General features: G+C 71.7%; 13 protein-coding genes. 3 read left to right on the plus strand and 10 right to left on the minus strand.

Annotation, left to right across the window (positions count from 1 at the left end; genetic code table 11):
* Nucleotides 1-116: 116 nt before the first annotated feature.
* From proC to AC1P0E_RS14455, 3 genes are all read right to left on the minus strand, one after another.
* Entirely contained in the window at nt 117-926 is an 810-nt protein-coding gene (proC, locus tag AC1P0E_RS14445) for a pyrroline-5-carboxylate reductase (RefSeq protein WP_482742564.1), read from the minus strand.
* A 170-nt stretch (nt 927-1,096) separates the two neighbouring features.
* Complete coding sequence (locus AC1P0E_RS14450; RefSeq protein ID WP_482742565.1) at nt 1,097-1,834, minus strand: ABC transporter permease; 738 nt, start codon at nt 1,832-1,834, stop codon at nt 1,097-1,099.
* Nucleotides 1,831-2,637: an ABC transporter ATP-binding protein gene (locus tag AC1P0E_RS14455; protein ID WP_482742566.1), complete on the minus strand. Its 807-nt coding sequence runs from the start codon at nt 2,635-2,637 to the stop codon at nt 1,831-1,833. The genes AC1P0E_RS14450 and AC1P0E_RS14455 overlap by 4 nt, the downstream gene beginning before the upstream one ends.
* A 262-nt stretch (nt 2,638-2,899) precedes the next feature.
* On the opposite strand from AC1P0E_RS14455, the gene AC1P0E_RS14460 reads away from it, so the two are divergent.
* Nucleotides 2,900-4,471 carry a SulP family inorganic anion transporter gene (locus AC1P0E_RS14460; protein ID WP_482742567.1) on the plus strand — a complete coding sequence of 524 codons (1,572 nt, stop codon included), beginning with the start codon at nt 2,900-2,902 and terminating at the stop codon, nt 4,469-4,471.
* A gap of 264 nt (nt 4,472-4,735) precedes the next feature.
* Here the strand turns inward: AC1P0E_RS14460 and AC1P0E_RS14465 are convergent, their stop codons facing one another.
* Nucleotides 4,736-5,263 (minus strand): hypothetical protein, encoded by a 528-nt coding sequence (locus AC1P0E_RS14465; protein ID WP_482742568.1) that lies wholly within the window; start codon nt 5,261-5,263, stop codon nt 4,736-4,738.
* Nucleotides 5,264-5,301: 38 nt separating this feature from the next.
* Nucleotides 5,302-5,646 (minus strand): SH3 domain-containing protein, encoded by a 345-nt coding sequence (locus AC1P0E_RS14470; RefSeq protein ID WP_482745756.1) that lies wholly within the window; start codon nt 5,644-5,646, stop codon nt 5,302-5,304.
* A gap of 133 nt (nt 5,647-5,779) precedes the next feature.
* Between AC1P0E_RS14470 and AC1P0E_RS14475 the strand changes: the two genes are divergently transcribed.
* Nucleotides 5,780-7,951 carry a serine/threonine-protein kinase gene (locus AC1P0E_RS14475; protein WP_482742569.1) on the plus strand — a complete coding sequence of 724 codons (2,172 nt, stop codon included), beginning with the start codon at nt 5,780-5,782 and terminating at the stop codon, nt 7,949-7,951.
* Between the two features lie 66 nt (nt 7,952-8,017).
* Here AC1P0E_RS14475 and ilvD read toward each other — a convergent pair whose 3' ends face one another.
* The 4 genes from ilvD to AC1P0E_RS14495 all read right to left on the minus strand — a co-directional run bounded on the left by ilvD (nt 8,018) and on the right by AC1P0E_RS14495 (nt 12,542).
* A complete protein-coding gene (ilvD, locus tag AC1P0E_RS14480) occupies nt 8,018-9,868 on the minus strand; it encodes a dihydroxy-acid dehydratase (RefSeq protein ID WP_482742570.1) in 1,851 nt (616 codons plus the stop codon).
* A gap of 211 nt (nt 9,869-10,079) precedes the next feature.
* On the minus strand, nt 10,080-10,715 hold the full coding sequence (locus AC1P0E_RS14485) for a TetR/AcrR family transcriptional regulator (protein WP_482742571.1): 636 nt from the start codon (nt 10,713-10,715) through the stop codon (nt 10,080-10,082).
* Nucleotides 10,712-11,530 carry a sugar phosphate isomerase/epimerase family protein gene (locus AC1P0E_RS14490; RefSeq protein WP_482742572.1) on the minus strand — a complete coding sequence of 273 codons (819 nt, stop codon included), beginning with the start codon at nt 11,528-11,530 and terminating at the stop codon, nt 10,712-10,714. Before AC1P0E_RS14490 ends, AC1P0E_RS14485 begins: the two co-directional genes overlap by 4 nt.
* A 79-nt stretch (nt 11,531-11,609) precedes the next feature.
* Nucleotides 11,610-12,542 (minus strand): Ppx/GppA family phosphatase, encoded by a 933-nt coding sequence (locus AC1P0E_RS14495; protein ID WP_482742573.1) that lies wholly within the window; start codon nt 12,540-12,542, stop codon nt 11,610-11,612.
* A gap of 41 nt (nt 12,543-12,583) precedes the next feature.
* On the opposite strand from AC1P0E_RS14495, the gene AC1P0E_RS14500 reads away from it, so the two are divergent.
* On the plus strand, nt 12,584-13,405 hold the full coding sequence (locus AC1P0E_RS14500) for a DUF3109 family protein (protein WP_482742574.1): 822 nt from the start codon (nt 12,584-12,586) through the stop codon (nt 13,403-13,405).
* A gap of 309 nt (nt 13,406-13,714) precedes the next feature.
* On the opposite strand, the gene AC1P0E_RS14505 is transcribed toward AC1P0E_RS14500, so the two are convergent.
* Nucleotides 13,715-15,430: a BACON domain-containing protein gene (locus AC1P0E_RS14505; RefSeq protein WP_482742575.1), complete on the minus strand. Its 1,716-nt coding sequence runs from the start codon at nt 15,428-15,430 to the stop codon at nt 13,715-13,717.
* Nucleotides 15,431-15,590: the final 160 nt, after the last annotated feature.

The following is a 15,590-nucleotide window of genomic DNA, read 5'->3' on the forward strand; positions in this document are numbered from 1 at the left end:
GTTCCCGGCTCGGGTTCCGGGTTCGGCTCCGTCCCCCTGTTCTGGTTCCGGTTTCGGGTTACGGCTTCCGGTTCGAGTTCGGGGGGCGGGGTCGGGTTCCGGCGTGGGTTCGGGGGTCAGCCGTTGCCTGAGGCCAGTTCGCGGCTGCGGTCCCGGGCCGCTTCCAGGGCGGCGATGAGAGCGGCTCGTACACCGTGGTTCTCGAGCTCGCGGATCGCGTTGATGGTCGTGCCGGCGGGTGAGGTGACCGCCTCGCGGAGCTTGACCGGGTGTTCGCCGCTGTCGCGGAGCATCACGGCAGCGCCGATGGCTGCCTGGACGATCAGGTCGTGGGCCTGGGCTCGGGGCAGGCCGAGGAGGATGCCGGCGTCGGTCATCGCCTCGACGAGGTAGTAGAAGTACGCCGGGCCCGAACCGGAGAGGGCGGTGGCCGCGTCCTGCTGGGATTCCGGGACGCGGAGTGTCTTGCCCACCCCGCCGAAGATCTCCTCGGTGTGGAGGAGGTGCTCGGAGGTGGCGTGGGTGCCGGCCGAGATGACGGACATCGCCTCGTCCACAAGGGCGGGCGTGTTCGTCATGACGCGGACGACTGGGGTATTGGGAGCGAGGCGCTCTTCGAAGTACGCCGTGGGGATACCGGCGGCGCCGCTGATGACCAGGCGGTCGGCCGGGACGTGGGGGGCGAGCTCGTCGAGGAGCTTGCCCATGTCCTGGGGCTTGACCGTGAGGATGAGGGTGTCGGCGCGCTTGGCGGCTTCGGCGTTGGTGACCGGCTCGACGCCGTAGCGGGTGCGGAGTTCTTCGGCGCGCTCCGGGCGGCGGGCTGTGACCAGGAGGTCGGCGGGGCGCCAGCCGGCGCGGATCATTCCGCTGAGCAGGGCCTCGCCGATTTTTCCGGTGCCGAGGACTGCGACTGTCTGGGTCATGCGGTTCACCTCGCCGGTGGGCTGCGTGGGGTTCGTGGGGTGCGTGTGGGTGGGTTTGGCCTTCCCGGGGAACATCTTCGCACCGGGGGTGTGGGGTGGGGTGCGGTGTCCGGTGGGCGGAATGCTGCGGGGGCGGTGGGGTGCTGCGCGGGCTTGGGTCCTGGGGTGGGTCAAGGGGTGCGGCGGCGGAGGGTGGCTGCTCCTAGGGTCAGGACCAGGAGGGCGCAGGTGGCGACGATTGCTGCGTCGCGGATGAAGGTGGCCGTGACATCCGTGTGGCGCAGGACCTCGTTCATGCCGTCCACGGCGTACGACATGGGGAGCACGTTCGAGATCGCCTCCAGTACCGGCTGCATCTTGTCGCGTGGGGTGAACAGGCCGCACAAGAGCAGCTGCGGGAAGATCACCGCCGGCATGAATTGGACCGCCTGGAATTCCGAGGCTGCGAAAGCGGAAACGAACAGGCCCAGTGCTGTGCCCAGCAGCGCGTCCAGGAGTGCGATCAGGAGCAGCAGCCAGGGGGAGCCGACTACGTCCAGGTCCAGCAGCCAGAGGGAGATTCCTGTGGCCAGGGCTGACTGGACCACGGCCAGGACGCCGAAGGCCAGGGCGTAGCCCGCGATCAGGTCGGCCTTGGCCAGGGGCATGGCGAGAAGGCGTTCGAGGGTGCCCGAGGTGCGTTCTCGCAGGGTGGCGATCGACGTCACCAGGAACATCGTGATGAGGGGAAAGATCCCGAGCAGTGATGCGCCGATGGAGTCGAAGGTCCGCGGCGAGGCGTCGAAGACGAAGCGCAGCAGCGTGATCATCACTGCCGGGATGAGGAGAAGGAGCGCGATCGTGCGCGGGTCGTGGCGCAGTTGGGCGAGGACGCGGGCTGCGGTGGCGAGGGTGCGGGAAGCGTTCATCGCGGGTTCTCCTGGCGGGAGTCGGCCTCGTCGACCAGGTGGAGGAAGGCCTCTTCGACCGTGGCGGTGTGCGTACGCGAGCGGAGGGCGTCGGGGGTGTCCTCGGCCAGGATCTCGCCCTCGCGCATGAGGAGGAGGCGGTGGCAGCGCTCGGCCTCGTCCATCACGTGCGAGGAGACGAGGAGGGTGGTGCCGCGGTCCGCGAGGGTGTGGAAGAGGTTCCACAGGTCGCGGCGCAGGACCGGGTCCAGGCCTACGGTCGGCTCGTCAAGGACCAGGAGTTCGGGTGTGAAGAGGAGCGCCACGGCGAGGGAGACGCGGCTGCTCTGGCCGCCGGAGAGGTTTCCGGCCAGGGCTGATTCGTGCGAGGTGAGGTCGACGTCGGCGATGGCGCGGGTGACGGCGTCGTGGCGGGCTTCGCGGCGGGCGCGGCCGGGCTGGAGGACGGCCGCGAAGTAGTCCAGGTTCTGGCGGACGGTCAGGTCCAAGTAGATGGACGGCGCCTGGGTGACGTAGCCGATGCGGGGGCGCAGGGCGGCGGCGCCCGCCGGATGGCCCAGGACTTCGAGCGTGCCGGTGACTTTGGCCTGGGTGCCGACGATGGCGCGCATGAGGGTCGTTTTGCCGCAGCCCGAGGGGCCCAGGAGGCCGGTGATCCTGCCTCGGGGGACGGCGAAGTCGAGGCTGCGCAGGACGGTGCGGGGGCCGCGTACGACGGTGACGGCGTGGGCGGCGACGGCCGGCCCCTCTGTCGGGACGGCGGTCCCGGGGCGGCCAGGGGGCCTCGAGTAGTAATTCATCATGTGGTGAATAATCCTCCTGGGGGTGTTCCGCGTCAAGCACCGCGCGGTCCTGCGGCCGTTCGGGGGCGCGGGTAGGGGGCAGAGGCGGCGTGCGGGGGTGCCGGGGCGGCGCAGGCGGGTGGCGGCGCGATCGGAAGCGGAGCGTCCGCCTCCTTCGCGCTTCGGTGAGCACCGATGCGTAACGGAAAGTCCTGGGTTGTCCAACTCCTGTACAGGACAATGAGTTTCGTCGCATTTCGTCGTTCAGGCGGAGGTTTCCCTGTTGCGTGGTCTCTCATTGCGCCGAGCCGACTTCACCGCTTCTCTCGTCGTTTTCCTCGTCGCCCTGCCTCTGTGCGTGGGCGTCGCCGTTGCCTCCGGCGTACCGGCGGAGCTCGGTCTGATCACCGGCATCGTCGGCGGGCTGGTCACCGGAGCCCTCCCGGGCAGCAGCCTGCACGTCAGCGGTCCGGCGGCCGGGCTCACGGTGCTTGTGTACGAAGCCGTACAGCGTTACGGCGTCGCAGCTCTCGGGGTGCTCGTGCTGGCCGCCGGGCTGGTGCAGGTGGCCATGGGGGTGCTGAGGCTGGGGCGGTGGTTCCGGGCCATCTCGGTCGCCGTCGTACAGGGGATGCTCGCGGGGATCGGGCTGGTGCTGGTGACCGGGCAGGTCTACGCGATGGCCGACGTCGAGGCGCCTGCGGGCGGGGTGGCGAAGGTGCTCGGGTTGCCGGGGCTGGTTGGTGGGATCAGTGGGATTGGCGGGGTTAATGGGTTTGGTGGGGTGGTTGAGGTCGGTGGGGCTGGGCTCGCGGCCGTCGGGGTGGGGGTGGGGACCGTCTCGGTGCTCGTCTGGTGGCCCCGGTGGCGGGCGGCGGCGCGCGTGGCACCGGCGCCGCTTGTCGCGGTGGCGCTGGCGGCGGTGGTGACGGCGGTGCTGGATCTGCCGGTGCGGCGCGTGGAGGTGCACGGGTTGCTGGACGCCGTACAGCCGCCGGGGGCCGATTCGTTCGCGCGGCTCGCGGAGGTCGGGGTCGTCGGGACGGTGCTGGCGTTCGCGCTGATCGCCTCCGCCGAGTCGCTGTTCAGTGCGACCGCCGTTGACCGGCTGCATGACGGGCCGCGGACGGACTACGACAAGGAGCTGATCGCCCAGGGGGCGGGGAACGCGGTGTGCGGGGCGCTCGGGGCGCTCCCGATGACCGCCGTCATCGTGCGCAGCGCGGCCAATGTGCGGGCGGGCGCGCGCACGAAGGCGTCACGGGTGCTGCACGGGGTGTGGCTGCTGGTCTTCGCGGCCGCCGTGCCCGTGGCGCTCGGGGTGATTCCGGTGGCGGCGCTTGCCGGGGTGCTGGTGCACGCCGGATGGAAGCTCATTCCCGTACGGGAGTTGCTGCCGCTGTGGCGTGAGCATCGTGGGGAGGCGGTCGTGCTGGTGGTGACTACGGGGGCGATTGTGGTGACGAACCTCTTTGAGGGGGTGCTGGTGGGGTTGCTGCTGGCTGTGGCCAAGACCGCGTGGGACACCAGTCAGGTGCAGGTCGAGACGGAGGATCTGGGGGCGGGGGGTGGGCTGCGGGTGCGCGTGCGGGGGAACGCGACGTTTCTTCGGCTGCCGAAGTTGCTGGACGCGCTGGAGGCGCTGCCGCGCGACCGGCCCGTACAGCTGGACCTGGGCGGGCTGCGCCACGTCGACCATGCGTGCGCGGCGGCGCTGGAGGGGTGGGCGGTGCGGAGTGGGGTGGCGGCGGGGGGTGCGGTCGCTGGTGGGGCGGTGGGTGGTGGTGCGGCGGCCGTCGGGTCGAAGGCGGGGGGCGAGGAGGAGGACGGGGTGGCTTCGGCGCTGGTGGTCTGACCCGGGCCGGGGCGGGGGCCGGGCAGTCTTTCCCCTACCCGCCCCTTCCCGAAACCGGGGCTCCGCCCCGGACCCCGGTCCTCAAACGCCGGACGGGCTGAAATTTGCCGCCGCCCGGCCGCCTGGTTGCCGGACGCCGGGCGAGCACGCTGTTGCGGCGCGCGAGAGGGGCTCGGCTGCCGTTGCAGAGGGCGGTTGCCAGATGGTGGGCGAGCTTGGGGCTGCGGGGCGCGAGAGGGAGTTCGGATGCGGTTGGTGGGGGTGTCAGCGGCGCTTCGGGGTTTTCTTGCGGGTCGCGGGGTTGCCCGTGCGGGTGGCTCGGCGGCGGTCGTACTGGGTGCGGGCCGTCTCGTACTCGCTGCGGCGCAGCTTCTCGCCGGGGGCCTCGGTGAGCGAGCGGAAGAAGTACGCGAGGAGTGAGCCGACGAAGCCGATGGCCTTCAGGCTGCGCAGCTGGGCCTCGGTGGCGGGGTCGGGGCGACGTGCGTACCCCTCCCAGGTGCGGCGGAAGGCGATCGCGCTGCAGATCGCGAACATGGCGACGACCAGGATGTTGACGAAGCCGCCGACATCCGCGATCGCCAGGCCCTGGTAGGCGAAGCGGAGGATGAAGCATCCGGCCGCCGCCGCTGTCAGCGAGCCGACGGCGACCCCGGCTCGGCGCAGGCCGTAGCCGTTGTCGTGGCTCAGCCAGGTCGTGCCGAAGAACCGGATGGGTTCGGGCTGCGGGCCGCCGCCGGCCGTGTTGGCGGGGGCGGCGGGGGGCGGGGTGCCGTCGGTGTTCTCGCTCACAGGGGCGATTATCCCTGGTGTGGTGGCGGGAGTGGCGGTCAGGCGCAGCGCGAGGCTACGTAGCCGTCGCTGCCGGTGTTGATGTACGCGTCCGAGACGAACTGACCGTTCGCGATGTTGGACCAGAGGTTCGTCGTGCCGTACGGACCGGTCACGGTCGTCCCGGGGCACTGGCAGTTGATCGGTACGCGCGCGCCGTACGGCAGGACCTTGACGATCCGGTGGTTGGTGCCGGGGCCGCTGCGTACGTTCACCCGGTAGCCCGGAGCGACCGGATATCGCACCGCTCCCGCCAGCGTCTCCGCCGTGGTCGTGGCGGTGGCAGTCGTGGTCGCAGTCGTGGTCGCGGCTGCCTCGTCTGTGGCGCTTTCGGCTTCTCCCATGGCCATGAGGCCCTCCCCCGTTGGTGTTCGTTTTCCGTACGCCGCGCAGGCTAGCAACCCGCACCGACATCGCACGCATCATCGACTAGGCTCCGTGCGTCTCGCTTGCGGACGATTCACACGGGGGTGGACGATGCCGCCGCTGCGCAGCACCGGGACGGGACCGGAAGCGGAGCATCCGGATTACGCCGGGCAGTACCGGCTCGAAGCCGTGCTCGGCTCAGGAGGCATGGGTGTGGTCCATCTGGCCACCTCCGGCTCAGGGTTGCGTCTCGCCATCAAGGTGGTGCACGCCGACTTTGCCGCAGATCCCGAGTTCAGGGCTCGCTTCCGGCAGGAGGTGTCCGCCGCCCGCCGGGTGAGCGGAGCCTTCACCGCGCCCGTGGTGGACGCCGACACGGAGGCGGAACGCCCCTGGATGGCCACTCTGTTCATCGAGGGGCCGACCCTCGCCGAACGCGTCAAGCGGAACGGCCCGCTGCACACCGAGGAGTTGCTGCGGCTCGGAGCGGGACTGGCCGAGTCGCTGCGCGACATCCACCGTGCCGGCGTGGTGCACCGCGATCTCAAGCCGAGCAACGTGATGCTGGCGGCCGACGGGCCCAAAGTCATCGACTTCGGAATCTCCCGGCCGACGGACAGCGATCTGCGTACGGAGACCGGCAAGCTGATCGGTACGCCGCCGTTCATGGCGCCCGAGCAGTTCCAGCGCCCGCGCGAAGTCGGGCCCGCCGCTGACGTGTTCGCGATGGGTTCCGTGCTGGTTCACGCGGCGACCGGGCGCGGTCCCTTCGACTCCGACAGCCCGTACATCGTCGCGTATCAGGTGGTGCACGACGAGCCGGACCTGGCGGGCGTACCGGAGGCACTGGTCCCGCTGTTCGCACGGTGCCTCGCGAAGGATCCCGCCGACCGGCCCACGCCGGACGCGTTGATGGCCGCGCTGCGGTCAGCGGCGTACCGGACCGGCGACGACACCCAGGCGTTCATCCCGGCGCAGCGGATCCCGGGCGCGGGGGCGCCGTTCGAAAACGCTCCCGCTTCCCCGCGCAAGGGCGGTCCTCGGCGGGCCGTGCTTGCCGTGGCTCTGGCCTCGTCGCTGGTCGTGGGCGGTGTTCTCGGCGTACGCGCGCTGGTGGGCGACGGCCGTCCCGGTCCCGCTCCTGCCGCGCAACGGGCGGGGGCCGCGGCCCCGGCGGGCGAGACCGCCCGTCCCTGGAGCGTCTTGCTGCGGGCCGGCGCGCAGAGCCACGCGCCTGCCTGTTCGTACGCGGGCGGCGCCCTCTATTGCAGCGCCACCGGCGTCAAGGCCTCACGAATCAGCGCGGCGGACGGAAAGGTCGCCTGGTCGGCGAAGACGGCCGGCCGTTTCCCCTCGGACGGCAGCGCTCCCGTCCTCGCCGGAGGGCTCCTGCATGTCGTGGCGCCCGGTGGAGACCGGCTGGAGGCCCTCGATCCGCGAACCGGCACCCGCCGTTGGAGCACTGGCATCTCCGGCGGAACCGTCGTCCTCCACGCGGCGAAATCGGTGCTTCTGGTGAGCGCCGACGGCACCGTCGAGGCCGTCGACGACGCCACGGGCAAGACCCGCTGGTCCGGGCGGCGCGGCGGTCTCGGTGCCGTGTGGGTGGCATCGGCAGGCGACCGCCAAGGGCCGGTCTACGCGGTCACGCCTTCTGGCGACGGTACGTCGACAAGGGTCGCCGCAGTCGACCCGGACAGCGGCGAAGCGCTGTGGGACCAGCGGCTGAACGGGATGCTCAGCCCGGTCAACACCTCGGACGGCGCTCTGTTCCTGCTGGAGGACGACATCGACGGGGTGACGCGGGCGGTCGTACGCCTCGACACCACGGCCCGTGACGTCCGCCGCGTTCCCCTTGTCGTGCCGCTCGACCAGGCGCAGGCCACGGTGCGCGGGAACACGGCGTACCTCTTCGGCCTCAACGGCTCTCTGCTCGCCGTCGACATGGGCCGTGCGGGGAGTGCGGGGAGCGCAGGAAATGCGGGAAGTGCGGAGAGCGCCGAGCGTGCGCAGCGCTGGCGGCTTGAGACGTCGGTCAGCCGGGCCTCACGACCGGTCGCCACTGCTGACCGCGTCTACGTGTCCGCAGCGGACGGGCGGCTGCTGGCGGTCGACGCCGCTGACGGCAGGCTGCTGGGCCAGACCACGCCCCGTATGGGCAAGGGCCAGTACACCTTCGCGGCAACCCTTCCCGCCCCCGTCGTCGCCCCCGGCAAGGTCTTCGCGACCGCGCCCGACGGGTCGGTCTTCGCCGTGGACGACGGGGATCCGGCGCGCTGGTGAAACGCGGGCGGGCGGGACCGGGCGTGTGCCCCGTCCCGCCCGGTCGCTTGAGCGAGCTTGTGCCGGTCAGCCCAGCATCGAGACGTCCCGCACCGCGCCCTTGTCGGCGCTGGTCGCCATCGCGGCGTACGCGCGCAGGGCCTGCGAGACCTTGCGCTCGCGGTTCTTCGGGGCGTACACGCCGCCCAGCGCCTCGCGGCGGGCCGCCAGGTCCTCGTCCGGGACGAGGAGTTCGATCGTACGGTTGGGGATGTCGATGCGGATACGGTCGCCGTCCTCGACGAGCGCGATGGTGCCGCCCGACGCCGCCTCCGGGGAGGCGTGGCCGATGGACAGGCCCGACGTACCGCCCGAGAATCGGCCGTCCGTGACGAGCGCGCAGGTCTTGCCGAGGCCGCGGCCCTTCAGGAAGGACGTCGGGTAGAGCATCTCCTGCATGCCGGGGCCGCCGCGCGGGCCCTCGTAGCGGATGACGACGACGTCGCCCTCCTTGATCTCCTTGCGGAGGATCTTGTCGACGGCCTCGTCCTGCGACTCGCAGACGACCGCCGGGCCCTCGAAGGTCCAGATCGACTCGTCCACGCCGGCGGTCTTCACGACACAGCCGTCGACGGCGAGGTTGCCCTTGAGGACCGCCAGGCCGCCGTCCTTGGAGTACGCGTGCTCGACCGAGCGGATGCAGCCGCCCTCGGCGTCGGTGTCCAGGGTGTCCCAGCGCTCGGACTGCGAGAAGGCGGTCGCGGAGCGGACGCAGCCGGGGGCCGCGTGCCACAGCTCGACGGCCTCGTCGGACGGCGAGCCGCCGCGCACGTCCCACGTCTTCAGCCACTCGGCGATGGTCGCGGAGTGGACGGAGTGGACGTCCTCGTTGAGCATGCCGCCGCGGTAGAGCTCACCGAGGATGGCGGGGATTCCGCCCGCGCGGTGCACGTCTTCCATGTAGTACGTGCCGCCCGGCGCCACGTTCGGCGCGACCTTGGCCAGGCACGGGACGCGGCGCGAGACCTCGTCCATGTGGTCGAGGTTGAAGTCCAGCTCCGCCTCCTGGGCGGCGGCCAGCAGGTGCAGGATCGTGTTGGTGGAGCCGCCCATCGCGATGTCGAGGGCCATGGCGTTCTCGAAGGCGGCGCGGGTGGCGATGTTGCGGGGCAGGACGGTGTGGTCGTCCTGCTCGTAGTGGCGCTTGGTGATCTCGACGATCGTGCGGCCGGCGTTCTCGTACAGCGCCTTGCGGGCGGTGTGCGTGGCGAGGACCGAGCCGTTGCCGGGCAGGGCCAGGCCGATGGCCTCGGCCAGGCAGTTCATCGAGTTGGCGGTGAACATGCCGGAACAGGAGCCGCAGGTCGGACAGGCGTTCTCCTCGATACGGAGGATGTCCTCGTCCGAGATTTTGTCGTTGACCGCGTCGGAGATCGCGTCGACCAGGTCGAGCTTGCGGACGGTGCCGTCGACCAGCGTGGCCTTGCCGGCCTCCATCGGACCGCCGGAGACGAAGATCGTGGGGATGTTGAGGCGCAGCGCGGCCATCAGCATGCCCGGCGTGATCTTGTCGCAGTTCGAGATGCAGATCAGCGCGTCCGCGCAGTGCGCCTCGACCATGTACTCGACGGAGTCGGCGATCAGGTCGCGGGAGGGCAGGGAGTACAGCATTCCGCCGTGGCCCATCGCGATGCCGTCGTCGACGGCGATCGTGTTGAACTCACGGGGGACGGCGCCCGCCGCCAGGATGGCGTCGGAGACGATCCGGCCGACCGGCGCGAGGTGCGTGTGCCCCGGGACGAACTCGGTGAAGGAGTTCGCGACCGCGATGATCGGCTTGCCGATGTCCGCGCTCGCTACGCCCGACGCCCGCATAAGGGCGCGCGCGCCCGCCATGTTGCGGCCGTGGGTGACTGTGCGGGACCTCAGCTCGGGCATCGTCGCTCGCTCCTTAGGCAGATGGGACGTACGAGGCTCACTTACGAGAGTAACTTCGAGCGTACGCCTCGGATCCACGATCTGGACAGGTCGTCCGATATGCGGGACGGGGTGCTCAGCCTTCGGTCATGCCGGGAGTCGGGGACCCCGTGATGCCCGGAGCGATGCGCCCGGGGTGCCGCCTCGGAGAACGCCGGAGTGGTGTCTCGGGTCACGCCTGTGTCAAGTACCGCTGAAGCGTCGGGGCCACCAGCTCGATGATCCGCTCGGGATCCGCCGAGGCCAGCGGCTCCGCCTTGATCACGTACCGCAGGATCGCGATCCCGACCATGTGCGAGGCCGCGAGCTCAGCCCGGAACGTCGGATCCGGTACGTCGAGCTCCGCCGCCACCCGCCCCAGCAGCCGGCGCAGTACGAACGTACGCAGTACCGTCGCCGCCGTCTCGTTCGTCAGCGCCGACCGTACGATCGCAAGCAGCGGGGCCCTGGTCGCCGGGTTCTCCCATACGCCGATGAAATAGCGGGCCAGCCGCTCACCGATGGCGTCCGTGCCGCCCTGGCCGAGGACCGCGGGCACCGCCAGAGCCGGTTCGAAGGACATCTCGATGGCGGCCGCGAAGACGTCGTCCTTCGTACCGAAGTAGTGGTGGACGAGCGCCGCGTCGACGCCCGCCGCCTTCGCGATGCCGCGCATCGACGTCTTGTCGTAGCCGCGCTCCGCGAATTCGTCGCGGGCGGATTGGAGGATCCGCTCGCGCGCGCCGGGGCCGGCGTCCTGCGGTGAGCGGCGCGGGCGGCCGCGACGGCGGGTCTCCGGGGGCGACTCGGGCGTACCGCTCTCGCTCACTGCTGCGACACCCGGGACGCCAGGTGCAGCCGGGTGAAGGCGAGCGCCTCCGCGAGATCGGCCTCGCGTTCGGCGGAGGACATGGCCCGTCGCGTATTGACCTCGATGACGACATGACCGTCGTAGCCGTTCAGCGCGAGGCGCTCCAGAAGCTCGGCACAGGGCTGGTTGCCGCGCCCGGGGACCAGGTGCTCGTCCTTCGCCGACCCCTTGCCGTCCGCGAGGTGGACGTGCCCGAGCCGGTCGCCCATCCGGTCGACCATGGCCATCGTGTCGGTGCGGGCGGTCGCGGTGTGGGACAGGTCGACGGTGAAGTGGCGGTAGTCGTCCTTGGTCACGTCCCACTCGGGGGCGTACGCCAGCATCTCGCGGTCCTTGTAGCGCCACGGATACATGTTCTCGACGGCGAACCTGACGTCGGTCTCCTCCGCCATCCGCCAGATCCCGCTGACGAAGTCGCGGGCGTACTGCCGCTGCCAGCGAAAGGGCGGGTGTACGACCACGGCCGACGCACCGAGCTTCTCGGCGGCCGCCTGCGCGCGCTGGAGCTTGGTCCACGGGTCGGTGGTCCACACGCGCTGGGTGATCAGCAGGCAGGGCGCGTGGACGGCCAGTACGGGCACCCCGTGGTAGTCCGAGAGTCTGCGCAGCGCTTCGATGTCCTGGCTGACGGGGTCCGTCCACACCATGACCTCGACACCGTCGTAGCCGAGGCGTGCGGCGATCTCGAAGGCCGTCGCCGTCGACTCCGGATACACGGACGCCGTGGACAGCGCGACCTTCGCATCAGGGATGCGCACCACTGGTTCTGCCACGAGGGACAGCGTACGGGCCGTTGCCGGATGGGCGTCAGGTGGGCGGGACGCGGGCGGGAGGTGGGCGGGAGGTGGGCCGTCAGGCGGTGGGGAGGTGATCCAGGCGGCGCAGGATGATGCCTTCGCGCAGCGCCCAGGGGCAGACCTCCAGCGTGTCGACGCCGAAAAGGTCCATCACACCCTCCGCCACCAGGGCTCCTGCCAGCAGTTGCGCGGCTCGGCCGTCCGAGACTCCGGGGAGGCCGGCGCGCTGGGCTATGGGCATCGCGGCGAGCTTGGGCACCCACTCCTCCAGCGATGTGCGACTGAGCTCACGCTGTACGTACAGCCCGTCGGCGGAGCGTGCCGCGCCCGCGATCCGGGCCAGCTGCCGGAAGGTCTTGGAGGTGGCGACGACGTGGTCGGGGCTCCCGAAGCGGGCGAATTCGCCGACCGTACGGGCGATCTGGGCCCGTACATGACGGCGCAGCGCCTTCACGTCCTGCGGGTCCGGCGGGTCGCCGGGCAGCCAGGCGGCGGTGAGGCGGCCCGCGCCGAGCGGCAGGGACACGGCGGCGTCGGGCTCCTCGTCCATGCCGTACGCGATCTCCAGGGAACCGCCGCCGATGTCCAGGACGAGCAGCTTGCCCGCCGACCAGCCGAACCAGCGGCGGGCGGCGAGGAAGGTCAGCCGCGCCTCGTCCGCGCCGCTCAGCACCTGAAGATCGATTCCGGTTTCGGTCCTGACCCGGGCCAGCACCTCGTCGGCGTTGGTGGCCTCGCGCACGGCGGAGGTCGCGAACGGCAGAACGTCCTCGCAGCCCTTGTCCTCGGCGGCCTGCAACGCGTCGGCGATCGTCGCCACGAGGCGGTCGACACCGTCGGCGCCGATGGCCCCGTCCGCGTCGAGGAGCTCGGCGAGGCGGAGCTCGGCCTTGTGCGAGTGGGCGGGCAGGGGGCGGGCGCCGTGGTGCGCGTCGACCACCAGCAGATGAACCGTGTTCGAACCCACGTCGAGGACTCCGAGTCTCATGGGCGGAACGCTACTGCGACGGCGCGCTTACCCTTGGCCCCGTGTCGAAGACGAAAAAGGCGAAGCCGGGCAAAGCCACGAAGCAGCCGAAGACGACCCTTCCTGTCCAGGACGAGAAGGGCGGGCTCGATTTCGCCCGCGCCTGGGTGGAGTTCCCCGACCCCGCCGACGACGAGCAGATGTTCCGCTGCGACCTGACGTGGCTCACATCACGCTGGAGCTGCATCTTCGGCAGCGGATGCCAGGGCATCCAGGCGGGGCGCGCCGACGACGGCTGCTGCACGCTGGGTGCGCACTTTTCGGATGAGGACGACGAAAAGCGCGTCGCGGGGCATGTGGCTCGTCTCACCCCCGACGTGTGGCAGTTCCACGACGTCGGTACGGAGTCGGGCTGGACCCAGACGGACGACGACGGCGAACGCCAGACGCGCCGCTGGGACGGCTCCTGCATCTTCCAGAACCGTCCCGGGTTCGCGGGGGGCGCGGGCTGCTCGCTGCACATCCTGGCCCTGAAGGAGGGCAAGGAGCCGCTGGAGACGAAGCCGGACGTGTGCTGGCAGCTGCCGGTTCGGCGTACGTACGACTGGATCGAGCGGCCCGACGACACGCGCGTCCTGCAGATCTCCATCGGCGAGTACGACCGGCGGGGCTGGGGGCCCGGGGGGCATGACCTGCACTGGTGGTGTACGTCGGCGACGTCGGCGCACGGGGCGGGGGACGCGGTGTACGTGACGTACCGGCCGGAGCTGACGGAGCTGATGGGGGAGGCGGCGTACGGCCGGCTGGTGCAGCTGTGCGAGGAGCGACTGTCGTCGCTGCTGCCGATGGCTCCGCATCCGGCGGATCCGGGGGCGTCTGCCTGACGGGGCGCGCGCCTGACGGGTGCGGTGCGCGGGCGTGACGGGTGCGGTGCGCGGGCGTGATGCGGGGGGCGAGTGCGGTGCGGGTGCGGCGGGTGCGGGGTGCCTGCGGCGCTGTTCCCCTACCCGCCCCTTCCCGAACTGGGGCTCCGCCCCAGACCCCGGTCCTCAAACGCCGGACGGGCTGAAGTCGCCCAGGGGTGATGGGTGGGGCTCCGTCCCGGGCACCGGTCCTCAAACGCCGGAGGGGCTGGGTGCGGCGGCGGATCCGGGCCTGCCTCCGGGGCAGGGCGCCCGTGAAGGCAGTCCCGCCTACGGTGCCGGTGAGGTCGCGTCCGTCGGGGGCGGGTCCGAGGGGGGCGGCGGCGTCGACTCCGTCGGGGTCGGGTCCGGGGACGGGGGTGGTGTCGACTCCGTGGGGGTGGGGTCGGGGGACGACGTGGGGGGTGGCGTCGGGTCCGGGGACGTGGGCGGCGGTGGCGACGACGGGCGCGGGTCCGGGTTCGTCGGCGGCGGTGTCGTCCGGCCATGGCCGCTCACCGCGATGACCGCGCCCGCCGGGTCGACCCCGATACGCGCGCGCCACGGCCCTGCCGGCTCCCGCTCATGGTCCACGGACACGTACAGAGTGATCGACCGGCCGGGCTCGAGCATGCCCGACGTCTGGCTCAGATAGAGCCAGGGCGCGTTCGTCCACGCCGACCAGGACACCGGGGAGTCGCCCGTCGCCGTCAGCGTGACGACCGTCGTGCTGCCCGCGGGCCTCGCCTCCACCGCCAGCCGACCCTCCCCGGCCTCCCCCGGCCGGCCCGGCATCGACGTACCGCCGCTGACGACCTCCACCGACACGTCCGGCGACCGGCCGCCCGCCGTGAAGTCGGGGTCGGGGGTCGTGCGGGCGTTGCCCGTGTTCTCGTACGCGGGACCGCCCGGGCCGTCGTACGCGTCGCCGCCGAGGTTTTCCGGGTCGTCCGCCTCGCTCGCGGTGACCGACGCCCCGCCGTGGCTCTCGCCGGTGAGCGGCGCGCCCCGGTACGCCGCCCAGAGGGCGAACACGGGGGCGGCCACGACGGTCGCGACGACCGTCGTCGTGACCGCCCTGGTCCGCAGCCGGTCGCGCCGCGCCGCGTGATCCTTGGGATCGAGCGGGAAGCCGTCGCGGTCGAAGCGCGGCGCGGCGCCCCGCGCCCGCGGGACGTCTCTCATCGCCGCGTACGCCGCCGCTCGCGGCGCCTCGACCACCGGCAGTGCGGCAGGCGCCGCCGTGACCGTGCCCGGCCAGGGCCCGCCGGCCCCGGCCCGCTCGGCGGAGCGCCGGCAGCGCGGGCAGTCGTCGACGTGACGTACGAGCTCGTGGCGCAGGGCAGCGCCGAGCAGCACGTGGTTGTCGCCGGTCAGCCGGGCGACGATCGGGCAGCTGCCGCTCTCCACGACGGCGAGCGCGGCCCGGGTGCGCTCCACCTCGCAGGCCGCGGCGGCCAGCAGTTCGCGGGCGGCCGGGTAGTCCATGCCCAGGACGGCGGCGACCTCGCGCGGGCCGAGCCCGTGGCGTACCGCGAGCTCCAGCGCCTCGCGCTGCTCGGGGGTGGTGCCGGCCGCCTCGGGCCACGCCAGGAGTGCCAGTTCGCGCTGCCGGTGTACGGCGGTCTCGTCCGGTACGGCCGCGACGCTCACCGGAACGGAGGCCGGCGCGCGGTGACCGCCGTGCGCCCCCTGCCTGCGCCGCTTCTGCTCGGCGACCCGGCGCAGGCAGGCCCACCGCGCCAGCGCGTACAGCCAGGCCTTGCGCTCGGGCTCGCGGGACGGGCAACGTCCGTGCTGGCGCTCGGAGATGGCCAGTACGTCGCCGAGGACCGCGGTCGCCGCGTCGTGGTCGCAGAGCACCGACAGGCAGTACGTGAACAGGCCGTCCAGATACGGCTCGTACCGTGCCGGCGGGGCCTGCGCGAGCGTGGGCCGGGGCGCACGGCTCTGCGCCCGGTGTGCGCCGGTGGTGTGCGTCGGGGGCTCCAGCCTGCTGCTTGTCACCCGGCGACCGTAGGCAAAGGAGCCACGCCTCTTCGTACCCCTTGAGCAGTTTTAACCCGTACGGGTGAACACATCCCTCATAAGGGGACAGGAATTAGGGATTCCGGCCGTAGCGAACGGGTGGCGAACGAGAGACACGAGTGTCAGAGCATGCCTGTAC

It is taken from the genome of Streptomyces sp. TRD_SC_5, assembly GCF_056836825.1.